This is a genomic window from Streptomyces sp. NPDC007945, from assembly GCF_042958885.1.
Taxonomy (GTDB): domain Bacteria; phylum Actinomycetota; class Actinomycetes; order Streptomycetales; family Streptomycetaceae; genus Streptomyces.
The window spans coordinates 476,486-491,953 of the sequence record NZ_JBIBJV010000004.1; the positions used below are offsets into that span (position 1 = coordinate 476,486).

Genomic DNA, 15,468 nt, shown 5'->3' on the forward strand with positions numbered 1-15,468 from the left:
ACAGTGACAGGACGACGTCCCTCCCGGAGGTGCCGATGAGCGCGGAGCCCGACCACACCCCGTTCACCCCTCACGCGCCGGCGCCCGGCGCACCGGCGGAACTGCTGGCCCGGCTGCGTTCCAGCGACCGCGCGGAGCGGTGGGCCCCGGCCTTCGAGCGGGAATGGACGGCGGCGCTGGAGGAGTCCCGGCGGACGTTCTCCCTCGCCGGGCTGTACGAGGTCGTCCGGGCCTGGCAGGGCCGTCTGGCCCACGCCTCGGCGGTCGACGCCTTCATCAGCTCCGGCTACGACGACAGCGACGCCGTCGACATGGCGGAAGTGCGGCGACGGCGCCCGTGACCGGCGCCCCGTACGCGGTCCGCCTCTCCTCCACCGCCGCCAAGGTCCTCGACACCCTTCCCGGTCAGGCCGAGGACACGGTGTGGGACGTCCTGGACGCCGCCGCGACCGACCCGTGGGGCTTCCGCCAGTGGAACGCCGACGACCCCGAGGGCGGCGACGTCCGCTACGCCTCCGTAGGCCGCCTGTCCCTCACCTACTGGGTGAACAGACCCCTGCGCCACCTCACCGTCCTGAGCATCGTCTGGCTCGGCTAGGCAGTCCCGGGCGGACCAGCCCCACATGATCGCGAGCCGAGACCCGTCCCCGCTCGGCACGCACGTCCGCGAGATCCAGAGGGAGGGACCGGTTTCCGGGGTCCAGGAGCAAGGCGCTCTCGAAGCCCGCCGCCTGATCCGGGTCGCCCGTCACGCGCCGGGTGGCGGCCCGCGCGACCGCCGTCCGCATGACCCGCTCCACGGCGTCCGCGCGGTCGCACAGCGTGGAGACCGGCTCGTACCGGCCACAGACCCGGGCCGACCGGGACACGGCGGCCGGCGACCCCGGCACGGGATCGCGTTCGGACACGCGGCCGGGCCTGTGGGCGGCGGTGTCCCGCACGAGCAAGTCCCGGCCGTGCAGGGGCGGTCCGCACCTGCACGGAACGAAACCGTCCGACCCCTCGCCGTGGGACCGTTGGGCTACTCTCCTTCCTCGTGGACCAGTTGACCGCCGAAGATCCGCCGCGCATAGGCGCCTACCGTCTCATCGCCCGCTTAGGTGCCGGCGGCATGGGGCGCGTCTACCTGGCCCGCTCCGAAGGCGGGCGCACGGTCGCGGTCAAGGTCGTACAGACCGAGTTCGCCCAACATGCCGAATTCCGCTTGCGGTTCGCCCGCGAGGTCACCGCCGCGAAGCGGGTCGGCGGGGCCTGGACCGCTGCCGTGCTCGACGCGGACACGGGCGCGGAGACGCCCTGGGTGGCGACCCAGTACGTTCCCGGACCCGATCTGCACGCCGTCGTGGCCGAGCGGCACGGGCCGCTGCCCGAACAGTCGGTGCGGGTCCTGGCCAACCGGCTCGCGCTCGCCCTGCAGGCCATCCACGGGGCGGGCCTCGTCCACCGCGACCTCAAGCCGTCCAATGTCCTGGTCACCGTGGACGGGCCCCGGGTCATCGATTTCGGTATCGCCCGGGCGCTGGACAGCATCACCGGGGACAGCCTGCAGACCCGCACGGGCATGGTGATCGGTTCGCCCGGCTTCATGTCCCCGGAGCAGGTACGTGGGCTCCACGTCACCACCGCCTCCGATGTGTTCAGCCTGGGTTCGGTGCTCGCCTACGCGGCCACGGGGCGCCAGCCCTTCGGGGCGACCGGCAACGGCCTGCACGCCCAGCTGTTCCGGGTCGCCGAGGAGGAACCCGACCTGGACGGGGTGCCGGAGGCGCTTCTCGGACTCGTACGGGACTGCCTGCGGAAAGACCCGGCGCAACGCCCCACGCCGGAGCAGATCGCCGCCCGCACCGCCACAGAAGGCGTCGGCGAATGGCTTCCGGGCGCGCTGCTCGGCCAACTGGGGCGGCACGCGGCACAATTGCTGGACTTCGATCCGCTGCGGCCGCACACGGCCCTCGTGCCGGGCCAGGTTCCCACTCCACCGGCGCCCGCCCGGCCCGTGCCCACGTCCCGGCCCGTGCCCACCGCCCGGCCCGTGCCCACCGCCCGGCCCGTTCCCGGTCCCGCCGCACCTCAGCCGGTGCCCGCGCCCGCCGCGGCCCCGGCGGACGCGCTCGCGCAGGCGCCCACGGTGGGGCCGGGACACGACGAACCGGCACGCTCGCCCGGGTCGGCGCAGCCCCCGGAACAGCGGCGTCGCCCCGCCGTCGTGGCGGGGACGGCAGCCGCCGTGGTGCTCGTCGCCGTCGGTGGCCTGCTCGCGCTCCGTCCGTGGCAGGGCGGGGCGGGGGAAGCACCGTCGCCGTCGCTGAGTGCTCCGAAGGCGTTGCAGGGGAACTGGGAGGCGCGCCTGAGCAAGGGCGACCTGCACAGGGAAGGAGCGCTCGCACGCCTGCTCGTCGATGGGAAGGGCACCGTCCAGTACTCCCTGCTCAACGAGGTGCGGCTGTGCGTCTGGGAAAGCACCATCACCGCCTCCAGAAGCGACGCGATCAAGCTCGGCTCGAGCCGGCTCAAGAAGGTGAGCCCCCAGTCCGAGGCGGAACGTTGCGAAGACAGCACCGAGGACTACAGCTCCTCCCGCCCGGACGGTACCGGGGCGTTCGTCGCCTCATGGAACGGTGCGTTCCAGTGGGAGGACGACCCGAGCTTCTACGACCGCCACAACGACCGACAGGCCTCCTACGAACCTGCCATGTTCGAGAAGGTGCCGCCCGCCACGGGCGCGCTGCCGGAGAAGTTCCGGGGCTCCTGGGGTGGCCGGGCTGCGGACGGCACCTACCGCTTCGAAGTCACGATGGGTCAGGGCGCGGCGAAACGCGACATCCGTCTCGTGTCCATCAGCGCGGTGGGCCAGAGGTGCACGTACAAGGCGGAGGTGTTCTCCCAGGATCCGACCCGGCTCCGCACCGCGCCCGTGGAGCTCGCCGACAACAAGCAGCCATTGGGCTGCTCCAGAAGCACCGCCTCCCTGACGTTCTGGGTGAGCGAGGAGAAGGGAAGACGGAAGCTGTCCTCCGGTCCCCTCCTCGGCGCCGACACACCCTGGGCCGAGGCCAGCCACTGGGTAGCACAACTGACCCCCGCAGGCACCTAGGTGTGCGGTTCGGGGGCGTTGGCCTACCTCCGCACCACCCTCGACGACCACAGCCGCATCGCCTACACCGAGAACCTGCCCGACGAGACCGCCCCGACCTGCGCGGCCTCCTCGTCCGGGCCACGGCCTACTTCGCTCCCTGGGCATCCGCATCGAACGGGTGCCGACCGATTACGCCTGGGCATACCAGAGGCCCTACACCTCAGACCACGAACGCAGGGAAGCGTTCACCCACTGGCTGCACTGGTACGACCACCACCGAACCCACACCGGCATCGCAGGCCGAACCCCCGCCAGCCGCGGCACCGACCCCTCCGGGCGACACACCTTGCCGGCCGGCTTCCTCCGCGGCCGGCCGTGCGCCGCCGGGCCCCGCGGTTCGTCGTCCGTCCGTCGGGGGTCACGCGGGGGTGCCGAGCGGCGGGTGGTCGAGCACGCGGGGCTTGTACTCGACCAGTTGGATGCGGCCGTCGAACGTGCGGTGCCCGGTCATCTCCAGAGCGACGTCCGGATAGCCGTCGTAGATGCGTTCCTCGCCCGTGGCCCCGGTGATCACCGGGAACATCACCACCCGGAAGCGGTCGACGAGACCGGCCCGCAACAGGGACCGGGAGAGGCTGAGGCTGCCGATCGTGCTGAGGAGCCCCGAGCCCGTCGCCTTCATGGCGCGGACCGCCTCGACGGCGTCGTCGCGGACGAGCGTGCAGTTGGCCCAGGTCAGCGGCGCGTCGAGGGAGGAGGAGAACACCACCTTGGAGGCGCGCGTGAGCTCGTCCACGGACGCCTCCTCCTCGGGCCTGAACTCGTCCTGGCCCGCCGGGACCTGCCCCGCGGCGAAGCCCGACATCAGGCGGTAGGTGTTCGCTCCCATGAGATACGTGGCCTCGGGCTGCTCGCCGAGCCACGCGAGGTACTCCGGGCCCTCCAGCCCCCAGAAGCCGGGCCACCCCTCTCCCGACGCGTAGCCGTCGAGCGAGGTGATGAAGTCGACGAGAAGCTCCGACATGGCGGTGTCCTTCCTGCGGGGGATGTCACGAGTGTGGACCGCCCGGAAGCCGCGAACTCATCGGCCACGCTGTGGAGCGCCGAGAAAACTTCGCCGCGAGGGGGCACCGGAGGTGACGGCGGCGGCGGGGCCCTGTCCAACGCACGGCGGGGGGCCTGCGAGCGCACGGCGGGGCCCGCCCAGCGAACGGCAGAGCCCCGCCCAGCGAACGGCGGGGCCCTGCCGAGCGTACGGCCGGGCCCCGCGAGAGTACGGCGGGCCCCGCCGTACTCAGCGCAGGATCTCGAGCCGCACCCGCTCGTCCGGCGTCGCGATGTCCCAGAAGCGGGCGATGCCCCGTGCGTCGCGGTAGACGCCCGTACCGCCGGTGATGGCCATGTCGAGGGAGGCGCCCGCTCCCCGCGTCCACAGCGACTGCATCGTCAGGGAACCCCGTTCGACCTCCATGGTGATCAGGCACTGCGAGGTCGTCTCCTCGCCCTTCAGGTGGATGACCTGGCAGTGACCGCCGCCGCGTCCGACGGTCCGGCCGTCCTTGACGGCGGTGCCGGAGTACACGTCCATGTCGCCCAGGCTCGGTCCGGCGGGCCCGAGATCCACTGCCGTGTACTGGTCGTTCCGGACGGCCATTTCGATGACCTCGGGCCTCTTCGGAGGCGCTGCCCCCGCGCCCTCGACCGCCCCCATGCCGACCGCGACCGCGGCGAGCGACGCCGCGACGAACCTCTTCCTCTTGGCTGCCATGACCGATGCTCCTCGATGTGAAGGAATGCCGTACGCGAACGGGGGTCAGGCGAGCTGGTCCTTGTCGGACGGAAGCCAGACGGTCAGGGTGGCCGGGTCGATCGGGATCGAGACGTGCTCGTGGGTGATCGACCAGGTGCCGTCGCCGGCCTTCCGGAGGCAGACGCTCTCCCGTACCCAGATCGAGCCCTGGAGCCCGCCCTTCCGCTCTCCCGAGTCGCGGTGGAGCATGTGCGCGAACGCGGTGTCCCCGCCGGCCGTGAGGGTGAGGTCGTGCGTCTCCAGGCTGATCCCGCCGACGTATCCGTCGAACCAGCGCAGGAAGTTCCGCCGGATCTCCTCGGTTCCCGTGAACCGCAGGGGCGGGACGACGTCGTAGTAGACGGCGTCGGGGGCGTAGAACGACATGAGCCGGTCGATGTCCTTGGACTGCTGGGCGTCGGCGCGGCTCGCCAGAAGCGCCCGGATCTCGGACTCGCTGGTGGTGGTCATCGTGTACTCCTTCGGTGAGGGCCATCGGCACGGCCGAGGTGCCGTTGCCGGGTACGACGAGACGGCCCGGCGGAATGTGAGGTGGGCCGCATCACATTCCGGGGCGCCGGCGCGTCATAACGGTGAAGGAAGATCCGACCGAGGAGCCCCAGGACCATGACGTACCGTGCGACCACGCCCCAGGACGGCCGACAGGACTCGACGGTGAGCGCGCTCGCGGCCGAGCGCCGCCGGCTGATCAACCTCGCGTACCGGATGCTGGGTTCCCTGGCCGAGGCCGAGGACGTCGTGCAGGAGACGTACGCCCGCTGGTACACGATGCCCGCGCGGCAACGGGAGGCGGTGGCTTCCCCCGGGGGATGGCTGACGAAGGTCGCCGGCCGCATCTGCCTGGACGTGCTGCGCTCGGCCAGGACGCGGCGGGAGCGTTACGTGGGGGAGTGGGTGCCCGAGCCACTGCCCGCGCACGCCGAGTGGCCGGCCGGCGGGGCGGACGGCGGCACGGCGGATCCGGCCGACCGCGTCACGCTCGACGAGTCGGTCGGCATGGCCTTCCTCGTCGTACTCGAATCGATGACGCCGGCGGAACGCGTCGCGTTCGTCCTCCACGACGTGTTCCGCTATTCCTTCGGCGAGGTCGCCGACATCGTCGGCCGCACACCGGCGGCCTGCCGCCAGTTGGCTGCCTCGGCCCGGCGCCGCGTCGACGCCTCACGGCCGCCCCGGTCGCCGTCCGCCCAACGAGCCGCTGTCGTACGGGAGTTCAAGCAGGCGTGGCAGGCCTCGGACATCAGCGCCCTCATCGGCCTGCTCGACCCCGACGCCACCGCGGTCGGGGACGGCGGCGGACGCGTCACGGCCCTGCCCCATCCGATCGAGGGCGCCGAACGGATCGCCCGCTTCTTCGCCGCACGCACCCTCCCGGGCCGACTCGCGCTCCGGGAGTGCACGGTCAACGGGCAGCCCGGCCTGGCGGCCCACCTGGACGGCACGGTCGTCTCCGTGTACGCGTTCGACATCGTGGACGGCCGGATCCACCGGATCTGGGCGGTCCTCAACCCCGAGAAGCTCCGGCCGTGGCGGGAGGAATGACCGGCGCGGCAGCCGCCGGCCTCCGGCGAGTCCGCGCCCGCCGCCCGTGTCGCCGATCCGCCGAGGAGGGACCCCGGCGACGGCGAACCGTGCCCCGGCCGCCGACGTCGAGACGGGCTCGGCCCCACCAGGAGCGGATCAGAGGGCCTGCGCGGTCGAACGCGGGTCGGACGTGTCGATGCCCTCGACGAACCGACGGACTTGGTCCTCGACGGGGTCGGCCCCGGTGACGGCCATGGTGTAGCGGAAATGCGATGCCGTCGCGAGGACCGCGTCCTCGACGCGGAACCACATCGTGACGCCGGCCTCCTCGCCGCGGCCGCGGACCGAGACGCCCAGCCCCCACGGCGGGGCCAGGCAGTTCCACCGCTGGTGCCAGTCGCGGGCGGCCAGTTCCCGCGCCAGGAGGCGCGCGGCGGTGTCGACCGGCTCCTCCCAGCTGTGGTCGGCGGCGAAACGGTCGAGCTCGGCGTCGTACTGGACGGCGTCGAAGTGGCAGTCCGGCGGCAGCGGAACCCGGACGTCGTCCGTGTTCTCCCACGTCCAGACCACCAGGCCCGCGCATCGCTCGACGGTCACGAAGACGCCCCCGCAGCAACCGCTGTCGCAGTAGTTGTTCGACAGCTCGACCCGCCGCGGCTCCGTGCCCGCCGTCAACGGCCACGACTCCGGCGGGCCGATCAGCATGTCGCGCAGGAGGCTCGCATCGCTGTCGGGGTGGATCGTCTCCACGACATCCACCCCGTCGACCAGCACGCGGAACCGCGCCGACGCTCGCCAGGAGCAGGGATCGGCAGGGGCGTGGCGAAGCGAGAGGACATCGAACGGCTCGGACGGTTCCATCCGCCCATCATCACACCGCCCTCACTCCACGAAGCCTCCGATGCCCTCCACATCCCGCCGCCGCGCGCATCTGGAACTCGTCCGGTCCGAACTGCTCGCCGCCCCGTCGCGCGGCGAGTGAACCGCACCCGGAGGCGCGTCATCGCGAGGATCACGTGGTGCGGCTGATCCACCGTCGGAGCGCGGCGTGAGTGGTGTCGTCCAGCCTGCACAGCGCTTCGATGGCGTCGAGGTCGCCGGGCCGGGGCGTGACGCCCGCGACGGTGAGGGCGGCGTGCAGGTCGAGGCGACGCCGGTCGACCGGCGCGAGGGACGAGAACACGCGGCTGTCCGGTTCGGACGCGGGCAGGGGGACGATGTCGGGCTCCACGGCGCCGCGGGTCGTGTGCGTCGGCTCCGGCACGTCGTCGACGAGTGCGGCGGGGAAGCGGTACGGGTCGAGGTCCGTCAGTCCCACGGTGCTCCAAGTGAAAGCCTGAAAACCAGTCACAGTTGCCTCCTTGGTCGTCATACCACTGCAGCAGACGACTACGTGCGGCGCACGGCCGGTTGCGGACCGCGACGGATGCCACCCGGATGTCCCCTATGACATCTCGTCACAAGACCGATGAGCCGACCGTCCGCCCGCCGGTCCGCCAGTGCGGTCCGTCGGCTCACCGGTCCGTCCGCCCGTCCGCCGGACGGCACAGCCACCAAGGCAGCCACGCCCCCTCAGTCGCGTCGCTGTCCGACCCCGCCGGCTTCTTCCATGAGCCCGGCAACCTTTCCGTGCCCGGTGGCGACTGGAGGTCGACCACCCCCTCCACGGAAACGGACACTGCACATGACCTCCCACCATCGCGCCGCGCGTCACCGCAGGCCCCGCAAGGTTCTGGCGCTGGGGCTGCCGGCGGCGGCGGTAGCCGCCGGCGTTCTGGCCTACGGGTCGGTGTTCGGCCTGGGGCTCGGCGAGGACGGCAGGGCCGTCGCGGCCGAGGTGCCCGCGGGGGCGGCCGACGCCGCCGACGGCTTCGCCTCGGTCGACGCCCTCGGGCAGAACGGTACGTACGGCGGACGGAACGGCAGGACCGTCACCGTCACGACGCTCGCCGACCTGGAGAAGTACGCGACCGCCCCCGAGCCCTACGTCATCGTCGTCGCCGGCACCATAGCCGTGGCCCCCGTCGGCAAGGAGATCAAGGTTGCCTCGGACAAGACGATCATCGGTTCCGGAACCTCGGGGCACATCGTCGGCGGCGGGTTCTTCCTGGGCCAGGGCGTGCACAACGTGATCATCCGGAACCTGACGATCCGGGATTCGTACCAGGGCGTGTGGAACGACAAGGAGCACGACTTCGACGCCGTCCAGATGGACGGCGCCCACCACGTGTGGATCGACCACAACGATCTCCGGCACACCGCCGACGGGCTGATCGACGTCCGCAAGGACAGCACGTACGTCACCGTCTCCTGGAACCGCCTGAGCAACGCCAACAAGGCGTTCGGCATCGGCTGGACCGAGAACCTGGTCACCGACATCACGATCCACCACAACTGGATCCGCGAGACGGAGCAGCGCAATCCGTCCACGGACAACGCCGCCCACGCCCACCTCTACAACAACTACCTGGAGGACGTGGCCGGCACCGCCATCACCTCCGCCTACGGCAACTACGCCCGGGGCCGGACGCGGATGGTCCTGGAGAACTCCTACTTCCAGGGCGTCCGCAACCCCGTCATCAAGGACGCCACCGCCGCCCTCGTGCAACGCGGCAACCTCTTCTCCGGCACCAGCGGCCGCAACGAGAGCGGCGGGACGGCCTTCGACCCGAGGGCGTCCTACGCCTACACGGCGGACGCGGCCGCCGACGTACCGGCACGGGTGAAGGCGGGAGCCGGTCCGAGGACGTCCGTGGGCAGGCCGGCCACCGCCGCCACCACCGGCGCGGCCGCCGGGACCCTGACCGTCGCCAAGGACGGCACCGGCCAGTACCGGACGGTCCAGGCCGCCGTGAACGCCGTACCCGCCGGCAACACCAGCCGCGTCGTCATCTCCGTGAAGCCGGGCACGTACCGCGAGACGGTGAGCATCCCGGCGAACAAGCCGCACGTCACCATCCAGGGCTCGGGCGCGAGCCGCAAGGACACGGTCATCGTGTACGGCAACGCGGCCGGGATGCCCAAGCCCGACGGTTCGGGCACCTACGGCACTCCCGGGAGCGCCACCGTCGCCGTCCGCTCGGACGACTCCCACCTCCGCAACCTCACCGTCTCCAACGACTTCGACGAGGCCGCCCACCAGTCCCTGACGGGCCACCAGGCGGTGGCGCTGCTCACGACGGCCGACAGGATCGTGCTGGACAGCCTCATCGTCACCGGCGACCAGGACACCCTGGAGCTGGAGACCGCGGCGAAGGACAAGCCCGGCCGCGTCTACATGAGGAACTCCTACGTCATCGGCAACGTCGACTTCGTCTTCGGCCGTGCCACCGCCGTGATCGACCAGTCGATCATCACCCTGAAGAAGCGCTGGAACGGCACCTCGGCCGGGTACGTCACCGCCCCCAGCACCCCGGCCGGCCGCAAGGGCATCCTCATCAACCGCTCCACGATCAACGGTGACGTGACCGCGGGCTCCTTCCACCTCGGCCGCAACTGGCACCCCGGCGGCGACACCACGGCGGACCCCCAGACCACCGTCCGCGACTCCGAGCTCAGCGCGGCGATCAAGCGCACGCCCTGGACCGACATGGGCGGCTTCTCCTGGAAGGAGGACCGCTTCGCCGAGTACGGGAACACCGGCCCGGGAGCAGGCCCGGCAAGCACCGAACGTCCCCACCTGACCGCGACCCAGGCCGCCTCCCAGGAGGTCGCGGACTGGCTGGGCGACTGGACCCCGTAGGACGCTGCGCCGCCCCGGCAGAACTTCGGTGAGCCCGGGGGTGATCCGGAGCGCGCCGCCGGTGCGCCGTCGGAACGGGCGGCCCGCCTCCGGGACCGACGGCGGGTTCATCCGTCTGCCGCACGGCGCGCGGCCGCCGGCCGCGCGGCGGGGGCCGCTGGTACAGACTGGCCTCATGGGCGAGACCTCCGCCCCGGCGGCGACGTCCCGCCGGTTCCCTCCGGTCCCGGTGAGCGTGGCCCGGGCCCGGCGCTTCGTGCGGGCCGCCCTCGCCGGCACCGCGCCGGAGGCCGTGCCCGGCCTGTCGGACACCGCCGAACTCCTCGTGAGCGAGCTGGCGACCAACGCGCTCCTGCACGCCAGGACCGAGATCGAGGTCTCCGCCCAGGTGTCCGGCCACCGCGTCCGCGTCACGGTCCGCGACCGCCGGCCGTCGCGCGCCCTGGTGCCGCAGGACTGTCCCCCGTACGCCGGTACGGGACAGGGGCTGGTGCTCGTCGCCCGGCTGGCGTCGCGGCACGGCGTCGACGCCGGCGACGACACCAAGGCGGCGTGGTTCGAGCTGGGGCCCGACGGGAGACCGCCCCCCTCGGCCTGGGAGCTCCCGCCGCCGCCCGCCGAGACCGCGCGGACGGTGACCCTCGTCGACGTGCCGGGCGCGCTGTACTCCGCCGCGCAGCAGCACCGGCACCTGCTGCTGCGGGAGCTGGAGCTGGCCTCGGCCGCGGGGGAGGACCTCGTCCCGCCGCGCGACCTCGCCACCGCCCACGACATCAGCAACGTGATCAGCGGGTGCGTCACCGCGGCCCTGCGCCGCGAGCCCGCCGAAGGGGAGATCCGCTCCCTGCCCCTGGCCGTTCCCGCCGACGCCGCACCGGCGGTCGGGACCCTGCGGCAGGTACTGGACGTGGCCGAAGGGGCGGCCCAGGAGGAGCGGCTCCTCTGCCTGCCGGCCCTGCCCCGCAACCGGGTCTTCGAGCGGTGGCTGCTCGACGAGATCACCGGCCAGCTCGCCGGCGCCCACCCCACCGCGTGGACCGTGGTGCCGCGCGAACCCGGCGCCGGCCCGGCGGAGCTCGTGCCGTGGGACCCCGCACACATCCACTCCAGCAGGGCGCCGACGATCGCCGCCGACGAACAGAACCGCATCATCGCGGCGAACGGCCCCGCCGCGGACCTCCTCGGCTGGCACGCGGACGAGCTCGTCGGACAGCGGCTCACCGCCATCATCCCGGAGCACCTGCGCGCCCGGCACATCACGGCGTTCACGTCCCTGCTGCTCAGCGGAGAGCCCCGCATCCTGGGCCGCTCCGTCCCGCTCCCCGCGCTGCACCACGACGGGATGCTCGTACCGGTCCGGCTCTTCATCCAGACGCAGGAGACGGCGGACGGCCGCACCGTGTTCGTCGCCCGGCTCTCCCCCCGCGCCGCCGTGTCCAGCGGTACCGCGGCGCGCCGCCCCGGCGACCGGCGCCACGCCGCCTTCGGGGAGCAGGCGGGACGGCGGCGCCTCGAAGCGGTCCCGGCGACACCGCACCCGGTGTCGCTCATCGCGGAGACGGGAGCGGCGATCAGCAACGCCCACGGCCTGGACGACGTCCTCCATCGGGTCTGCCAGATCCTCACCAGCCGCCTCGCGGACTGGTGCGCCGTCGACCTGTTCACCGAGGACGGGGGCGTCGAGCGGGCGTGCGTGGTCCACCGCGAACCCGGTGGCACGCACGCGGAGGACTTCGAGCGCACCTTGCCGCCGCTCACCGACGAGGCGCGGGGCCCCCTCGCCCGGGCCCTCAGCGGAGCCGGCCCGCTGCTGCTCACCGAGCCCCCGCCGGCCGGGACGGGTGGCCCGCTGGACGCGGACTTCGGGGCCCTGTTCGAGCAGCTGGGCGCGCGCAGCGCCGTCGTCGCCCCGCTGCGCGCCCGGCGGGAGACCATCGGCGCGCTGACCGTGGCCCGTACGGGACGGGCGCAGGCGTTCACCGAGGAGTACCTGCCGGTCGTCGACGAGCTCGGCCGCGCGCTGGCGCTGGGCGTCGACAACGCGCGCCTCTATCAGAACACCCGGAACATCGCCGAACGGCTCCAGCGGTCGCTGCTGCCCGTCCTGCCCGAGGTCCGCCACCTCGAACTGGCGGCCCGGTACGCCGCGTCGTCCGCCACCGCGCAGGTCGGCGGCGACTGGTACGACAGCTTCATCCTGCCGAGCGGCGACACGGCGCTGGTCATCGGTGACGTGACCGGGCACAACCTGGACGCGGCGATCGCCATGAGCCGGCTGCAGAGCATGCTCCGCGGCATCGCCGTCGACCGTCAGGAGCCGCCGGAGACGGTGCTGCGCCGTCTCGACCTGGCGAACCACACCCTGCACCAGGAGGCGACCGCGACCTGCGTCTACGGTCTGATCAAGGGCCCGGAGGAGGGTCCGTGGGAACTGGAGCACTCCTCGGCCGGGCACCCGCCGCCGCTGCTTGTCACGGACGACGGCCGCACCCGCTTCCTGGAGGACGGCTCCGGGTTGCTCCTCGGCATGGACCCGGACGTGCCCCGCCGCAGCGCGCACGACGCCGTCCCCGCGGACGCGACGGTGCTGTTCTACACGGACGGGCTGATCGAGCGCCGGGGCGAGTCGCTGAGCGACGCCCTGGAGCGGCTCCGTCGCCATGCCGCCGGGCTCGCGCGCGAGCCGCTCGACGTCCTCTGCGACGAGCTGCTGATCGGGCTCGGGGCCGACGGCGCCGACGACATCGCGATCCTGGCGGTACGCCCCAAACCCTCCTGACGCGACCGCGCCGCGGCTGTTCCGGCACCATCCTCCGGCAGCCCGCTCCTGTGCCCGGAGCCCTTCGCCGGCCGGCGGGCGGCTGCCGACCATTGGTCTTTTGACATAGGTATCCGCACATATCTAAACTCGCCGCATGCCCCCGCACCGCGCGTCCGAACAGGACATCGACCGTCTGGCCCTCGGCCTCGCGGCGTGCCTGCCCGCGCTCGCCCGGGCCCTCGAACGGCACGTCGACCGCGACTACCCGCACCCCAAGCCCTCCGACGCCCAGCTCACCCTGCTGCGGTACGTCGAGACGCACGGCGGCACCACGGTCCGTGAGGCCGCCGAAGCGGTGCGGATGAAGCCGAACAACGTCAGCGCACTGGTCACACAGCTCACCGAGCAGGGACTCCTCGAACGCCGCCAGGACGGCGCCGACAGGCGGATCGCCCACCTGCACCTCACCCCCGCCGCGCGGCGGCGGATCGGCGAGGTCACGCAGCTCATGGGAGACCAGGCCGCGCGGATCCTGCGGACCATGACCGACGGCGAACTCGACGCCCTCGGCTCCGCCCTCGGGTCCCTCCAGTCACTCACCGAGCACCTCCACACCGCGCGCTGAACCCTTCCGGCCCGGCATGCCTTTCGGACGCACCGTCGTGTGCCCGAAGGGCCCGCCGCCGTACCCCGCGCCCCTCCCCTCCCTGCCAGCCGCGGCCGGCCGCCCCCGGGCGCCGCGCGGCGGCTCGGCGTTCCCCACGACGAAGGAACACCACCCGATGGCCCCCGCCGGCACCCTGGCCGAACCGTCCCACTCCCCGCCCGCCCACACGGCGCGCGACCGCCGCTCCCGCCCCTGGCTGACCCTGGTCGCCGTCGCCTTCGGCCTGTTCATGGTCGGACTCGACGGCTCCGTCGTCTCGATCGCCAACCCCGAGATCGGGCGGGACCTCCACGCGTCCACCTCCGACCTGCAATGGGTCACGAACTCCTACCTGCTCGCCCTCGCCGCGGCGCTGATACTCGGCGGCAAGCTCGGTGACCGCTTCGGCCGCCGCACCTTCTACCTGGTGGGCGTCGCGGGCTTCACCCTCGCCTCGGTCGCCATCGGCCTGGCCGGCTCCATCGAGGGCGTCATCGCCTTCCGCGCCGTGCAGGGCTTCTTCGGCGCCCTGCTGATGCCCAACACCCTGGGCCTGCTGCGCGCGGTCTTCCCGCCGAGGAAGTTCGGCATGGCCGTCGGCATCTGGGCCATGGTCTCCTCGGTCTCCACCGCCCTCGGTCCCATCGTCGGCGGCTTCCTCGTCCAGCACGTCGGCTGGGAGTCCGTCTTCTACATCAACGCCCCGATCGGCGTCCTCGCCCTCGTCTTCAGCGCGGCCGTCCTGCCGCAGAGCCGGAACGAACACGCCGCCCGGGAGAAGTTCGACGTCCTCGGCGTCGTCCTGCTCGCCCTGGGGCTCCTCGCGCTCGTCTTCGGTGTGGTCAAGGGCGAGACCTGGGGGTGGACGTCCGCCGGCACGCTCGGCGCCCTCGGCGCCGGCCTGCTGCTCCTGGTGCTCTTCGGCTTCCGGCAGTCCCGGATCGCCGCGCCTCTGCTGCCCATGCGCCTGTTCCGCAATCCGGCCCTGACCATCGGTACGGTCATCACCGCTCTCAACTTCTTCGTCCTGCTCGGCGTGATCTTCTTCGTCATGATCTACCTGCAGAACGTCCGGGGCTTCACCCCGGTCGAGGCGGGCGTCCGCACCCTGCCCCTCAGCCTCGCCTCCGTCGTCGCCTCCCCGCTCGGTGCCGCGCTCACGGACAAGTACGGTCCGCGCCTCACCATGCCGCTCGGCATGGTCCTCCAGGCCGTCGCGTGCTTCGCCATGCTCACCTGGGACGCGCACAGCGCCTACGCCCTCATGTGGCCGCCGTTCATCGCCCTCGGCCTCGGCGTCGGCATGGTCATGGCCTCCTCCTCCGACGCCATCGTCGGCAACGCCCCCGTCGAGGACGCCGGCGTCGCCGGCGGCCTGCAGGCCACCGCCCTCCAGATCGGCGGAGCCCTCGGCACCTCCGTCCTCGTCTCCCTCATCGCCGGCCGCGTCGGCACCACCCTCACCGGCGAGCTCACCTCCGCCGGCGTGCCCGCCCCCGCGGCGACCGCCCTGCTGGAGGCCGAGGACGCGGTGGCCATGGGCGTCGCGCCCGTCGCCCCCGACACGCCCGCGCACCTCGCGTCGGCGATCGTCGAGGGCAGCCACCACGCCTTCATGAACGGCGTCCACACGGCCGTCCTGACGGCGGGAGTCCTCTGTGTGGCCGGCGCCGCCCTGGCCGCCGTCGGCGTACGACGGGCCCCCGGCGACACCCACCACTAGACGCGCGCGCCGGAGTCGCCTCCCCCCGGACGTATGGATGTTGGATGCGTGGCTGCGAGGCGGCGGGGCGTTCCGGCCGTGGTGACGAGGAGAGTCGGCCATTCCGCCTCCGGACGCGCACCGCGGGACAAACCGGGTGTCAGGCTGCGCGCATGGCCCGGCCGTCGAGTGTGGGACGGGCCGGGG

Annotated in this window: 13 protein-coding genes and 1 pseudogene; 9 read left to right on the forward strand and 5 right to left on the reverse strand. The window is 72.7% G+C overall.

Annotation, left to right across the window (positions count from 1 at the left end):
* The first annotated feature begins 35 nt into the window (after nucleotides 1–35).
* The 4 genes and pseudogenes from ACFZCF_RS16275 to ACFZCF_RS16290 all read left to right on the forward strand — a co-directional run.
* Nucleotides 36–341: a DUF6247 family protein gene (locus ACFZCF_RS16275; RefSeq protein WP_388449363.1), complete on the forward strand. Its 306-nt coding sequence runs from the start codon at nucleotides 36–38 to the stop codon at nucleotides 339–341.
* Nucleotides 338–598, forward strand: a complete 261-nt coding sequence (locus ACFZCF_RS16280; RefSeq protein ID WP_388449362.1) for a hypothetical protein — start codon at nucleotides 338–340, stop codon at nucleotides 596–598. The genes ACFZCF_RS16275 and ACFZCF_RS16280 overlap by 4 nt, the downstream gene beginning before the upstream one ends.
* Before the next feature lie 438 nt (nucleotides 599–1,036).
* On the forward strand, nucleotides 1,037–3,094 hold the full coding sequence (locus ACFZCF_RS16285; RefSeq protein WP_391286971.1) for a protein kinase: 2,058 nt from the start codon (nucleotides 1,037–1,039) through the stop codon (nucleotides 3,092–3,094).
* 21 nt (nucleotides 3,095–3,115) lie between these two features.
* Nucleotides 3,116–3,422: pseudogene (locus ACFZCF_RS16290) on the forward strand (IS481 family transposase); the annotation flags it as partial.
* 72 nt (nucleotides 3,423–3,494) lie between these two features.
* Here the strand turns inward: ACFZCF_RS16290 and ACFZCF_RS16295 are convergent.
* From ACFZCF_RS16295 to ACFZCF_RS16305, 3 genes are all read right to left on the reverse strand, one after another.
* Nucleotides 3,495–4,100: a dihydrofolate reductase family protein gene (locus tag ACFZCF_RS16295; protein WP_388449360.1), complete on the reverse strand. Its 606-nt coding sequence runs from the start codon at nucleotides 4,098–4,100 to the stop codon at nucleotides 3,495–3,497.
* A 270-nt stretch (nucleotides 4,101–4,370) separates the two neighbouring features.
* Entirely contained in the window at nucleotides 4,371–4,844 is a 474-nt protein-coding gene (locus tag ACFZCF_RS16300; RefSeq protein WP_388449359.1) for a hypothetical protein, read from the reverse strand.
* A 45-nt stretch (nucleotides 4,845–4,889) separates the two neighbouring features.
* On the reverse strand, nucleotides 4,890–5,336 hold the full coding sequence (locus tag ACFZCF_RS16305; RefSeq protein ID WP_391286972.1) for a nuclear transport factor 2 family protein: 447 nt from the start codon (nucleotides 5,334–5,336) through the stop codon (nucleotides 4,890–4,892).
* Nucleotides 5,337–5,492: 156 nt separating this feature from the next.
* Here ACFZCF_RS16305 and sigJ point away from each other — a divergent pair, with 156 nt between their 5' ends.
* Entirely contained in the window at nucleotides 5,493–6,428 is a 936-nt protein-coding gene (gene sigJ / locus ACFZCF_RS16310) for an RNA polymerase sigma factor SigJ (RefSeq protein WP_391286973.1), read from the forward strand.
* A 138-nt stretch (nucleotides 6,429–6,566) separates the two neighbouring features.
* Here the strand turns inward: sigJ and ACFZCF_RS16315 are convergent, their stop codons facing one another.
* Nucleotides 6,567–7,271: a hypothetical protein gene (locus ACFZCF_RS16315; RefSeq protein ID WP_391286974.1), complete on the reverse strand. Its 705-nt coding sequence runs from the start codon at nucleotides 7,269–7,271 to the stop codon at nucleotides 6,567–6,569.
* Between the two features lie 151 nt (nucleotides 7,272–7,422).
* On the reverse strand, nucleotides 7,423–7,728 hold the full coding sequence (locus ACFZCF_RS16320) for a hypothetical protein (protein ID WP_388449355.1): 306 nt from the start codon (nucleotides 7,726–7,728) through the stop codon (nucleotides 7,423–7,425).
* A gap of 366 nt (nucleotides 7,729–8,094) precedes the next feature.
* On the opposite strand from ACFZCF_RS16320, the gene ACFZCF_RS16325 reads away from it, so the two are divergent.
* The 4 genes from ACFZCF_RS16325 to ACFZCF_RS16340 all read left to right on the forward strand — a co-directional run bounded on the left by ACFZCF_RS16325 (nucleotide 8,095) and on the right by ACFZCF_RS16340 (nucleotide 15,282).
* Nucleotides 8,095–10,152, forward strand: coding sequence for a pectinesterase family protein (locus tag ACFZCF_RS16325; protein ID WP_391286975.1), 2,058 nt, complete (start codon nucleotides 8,095–8,097; stop codon nucleotides 10,150–10,152).
* Nucleotides 10,153–10,327: 175 nt separating this feature from the next.
* On the forward strand, nucleotides 10,328–12,931 hold the full coding sequence (locus ACFZCF_RS16330) for a SpoIIE family protein phosphatase (protein WP_391286976.1): 2,604 nt from the start codon (nucleotides 10,328–10,330) through the stop codon (nucleotides 12,929–12,931).
* A 136-nt stretch (nucleotides 12,932–13,067) separates the two neighbouring features.
* Nucleotides 13,068–13,538: a MarR family transcriptional regulator gene (locus ACFZCF_RS16335; RefSeq protein WP_391286977.1), complete on the forward strand. Its 471-nt coding sequence runs from the start codon at nucleotides 13,068–13,070 to the stop codon at nucleotides 13,536–13,538.
* 157 nt (nucleotides 13,539–13,695) lie between these two features.
* Nucleotides 13,696–15,282 carry a DHA2 family efflux MFS transporter permease subunit gene (locus tag ACFZCF_RS16340; protein WP_391286978.1) on the forward strand — a complete coding sequence of 529 codons (1,587 nt, stop codon included), beginning with the start codon at nucleotides 13,696–13,698 and terminating at the stop codon, nucleotides 15,280–15,282.
* The last annotated feature ends 186 nt before the right edge of the window (nucleotides 15,283–15,468 follow it).

Excerpts from the sequence above, each read along its gene's own strand:
- ACFZCF_RS16325 (WP_391286975.1), top strand. The coding sequence starts at position 8,095 with ATGACCTCCCACCATCGCGCCGCGCGTCACCGCAGGCCCCGCAAGGTT.
- ACFZCF_RS16315 (WP_391286974.1), bottom strand. The coding sequence starts at position 7,271 with ATGGAACCGTCCGAGCCGTTCGATGTCCTCTCGCTTCGCCACGCCCCT.
- ACFZCF_RS16295 (WP_388449360.1), bottom strand. The coding sequence starts at position 4,100 with ATGTCGGAGCTTCTCGTCGACTTCATCACCTCGCTCGACGGCTACGCG.
- ACFZCF_RS16340 (WP_391286978.1), top strand. The coding sequence starts at position 13,696 with ATGGCCCCCGCCGGCACCCTGGCCGAACCGTCCCACTCCCCGCCCGCC.
- ACFZCF_RS16300 (WP_388449359.1), bottom strand. The coding sequence starts at position 4,844 with ATGGCAGCCAAGAGGAAGAGGTTCGTCGCGGCGTCGCTCGCCGCGGTC.
- ACFZCF_RS16335 (WP_391286977.1), top strand. The coding sequence starts at position 13,068 with ATGCCCCCGCACCGCGCGTCCGAACAGGACATCGACCGTCTGGCCCTC.
- ACFZCF_RS16305 (WP_391286972.1), bottom strand. The coding sequence starts at position 5,336 with ATGACCACCACCAGCGAGTCCGAGATCCGGGCGCTTCTGGCGAGCCGC.
- ACFZCF_RS16275 (WP_388449363.1), top strand. The coding sequence starts at position 36 with ATGAGCGCGGAGCCCGACCACACCCCGTTCACCCCTCACGCGCCGGCG.
- ACFZCF_RS16330 (WP_391286976.1), top strand. The coding sequence starts at position 10,328 with ATGGGCGAGACCTCCGCCCCGGCGGCGACGTCCCGCCGGTTCCCTCCG.
- sigJ (WP_391286973.1), top strand. The coding sequence starts at position 5,493 with ATGACGTACCGTGCGACCACGCCCCAGGACGGCCGACAGGACTCGACG.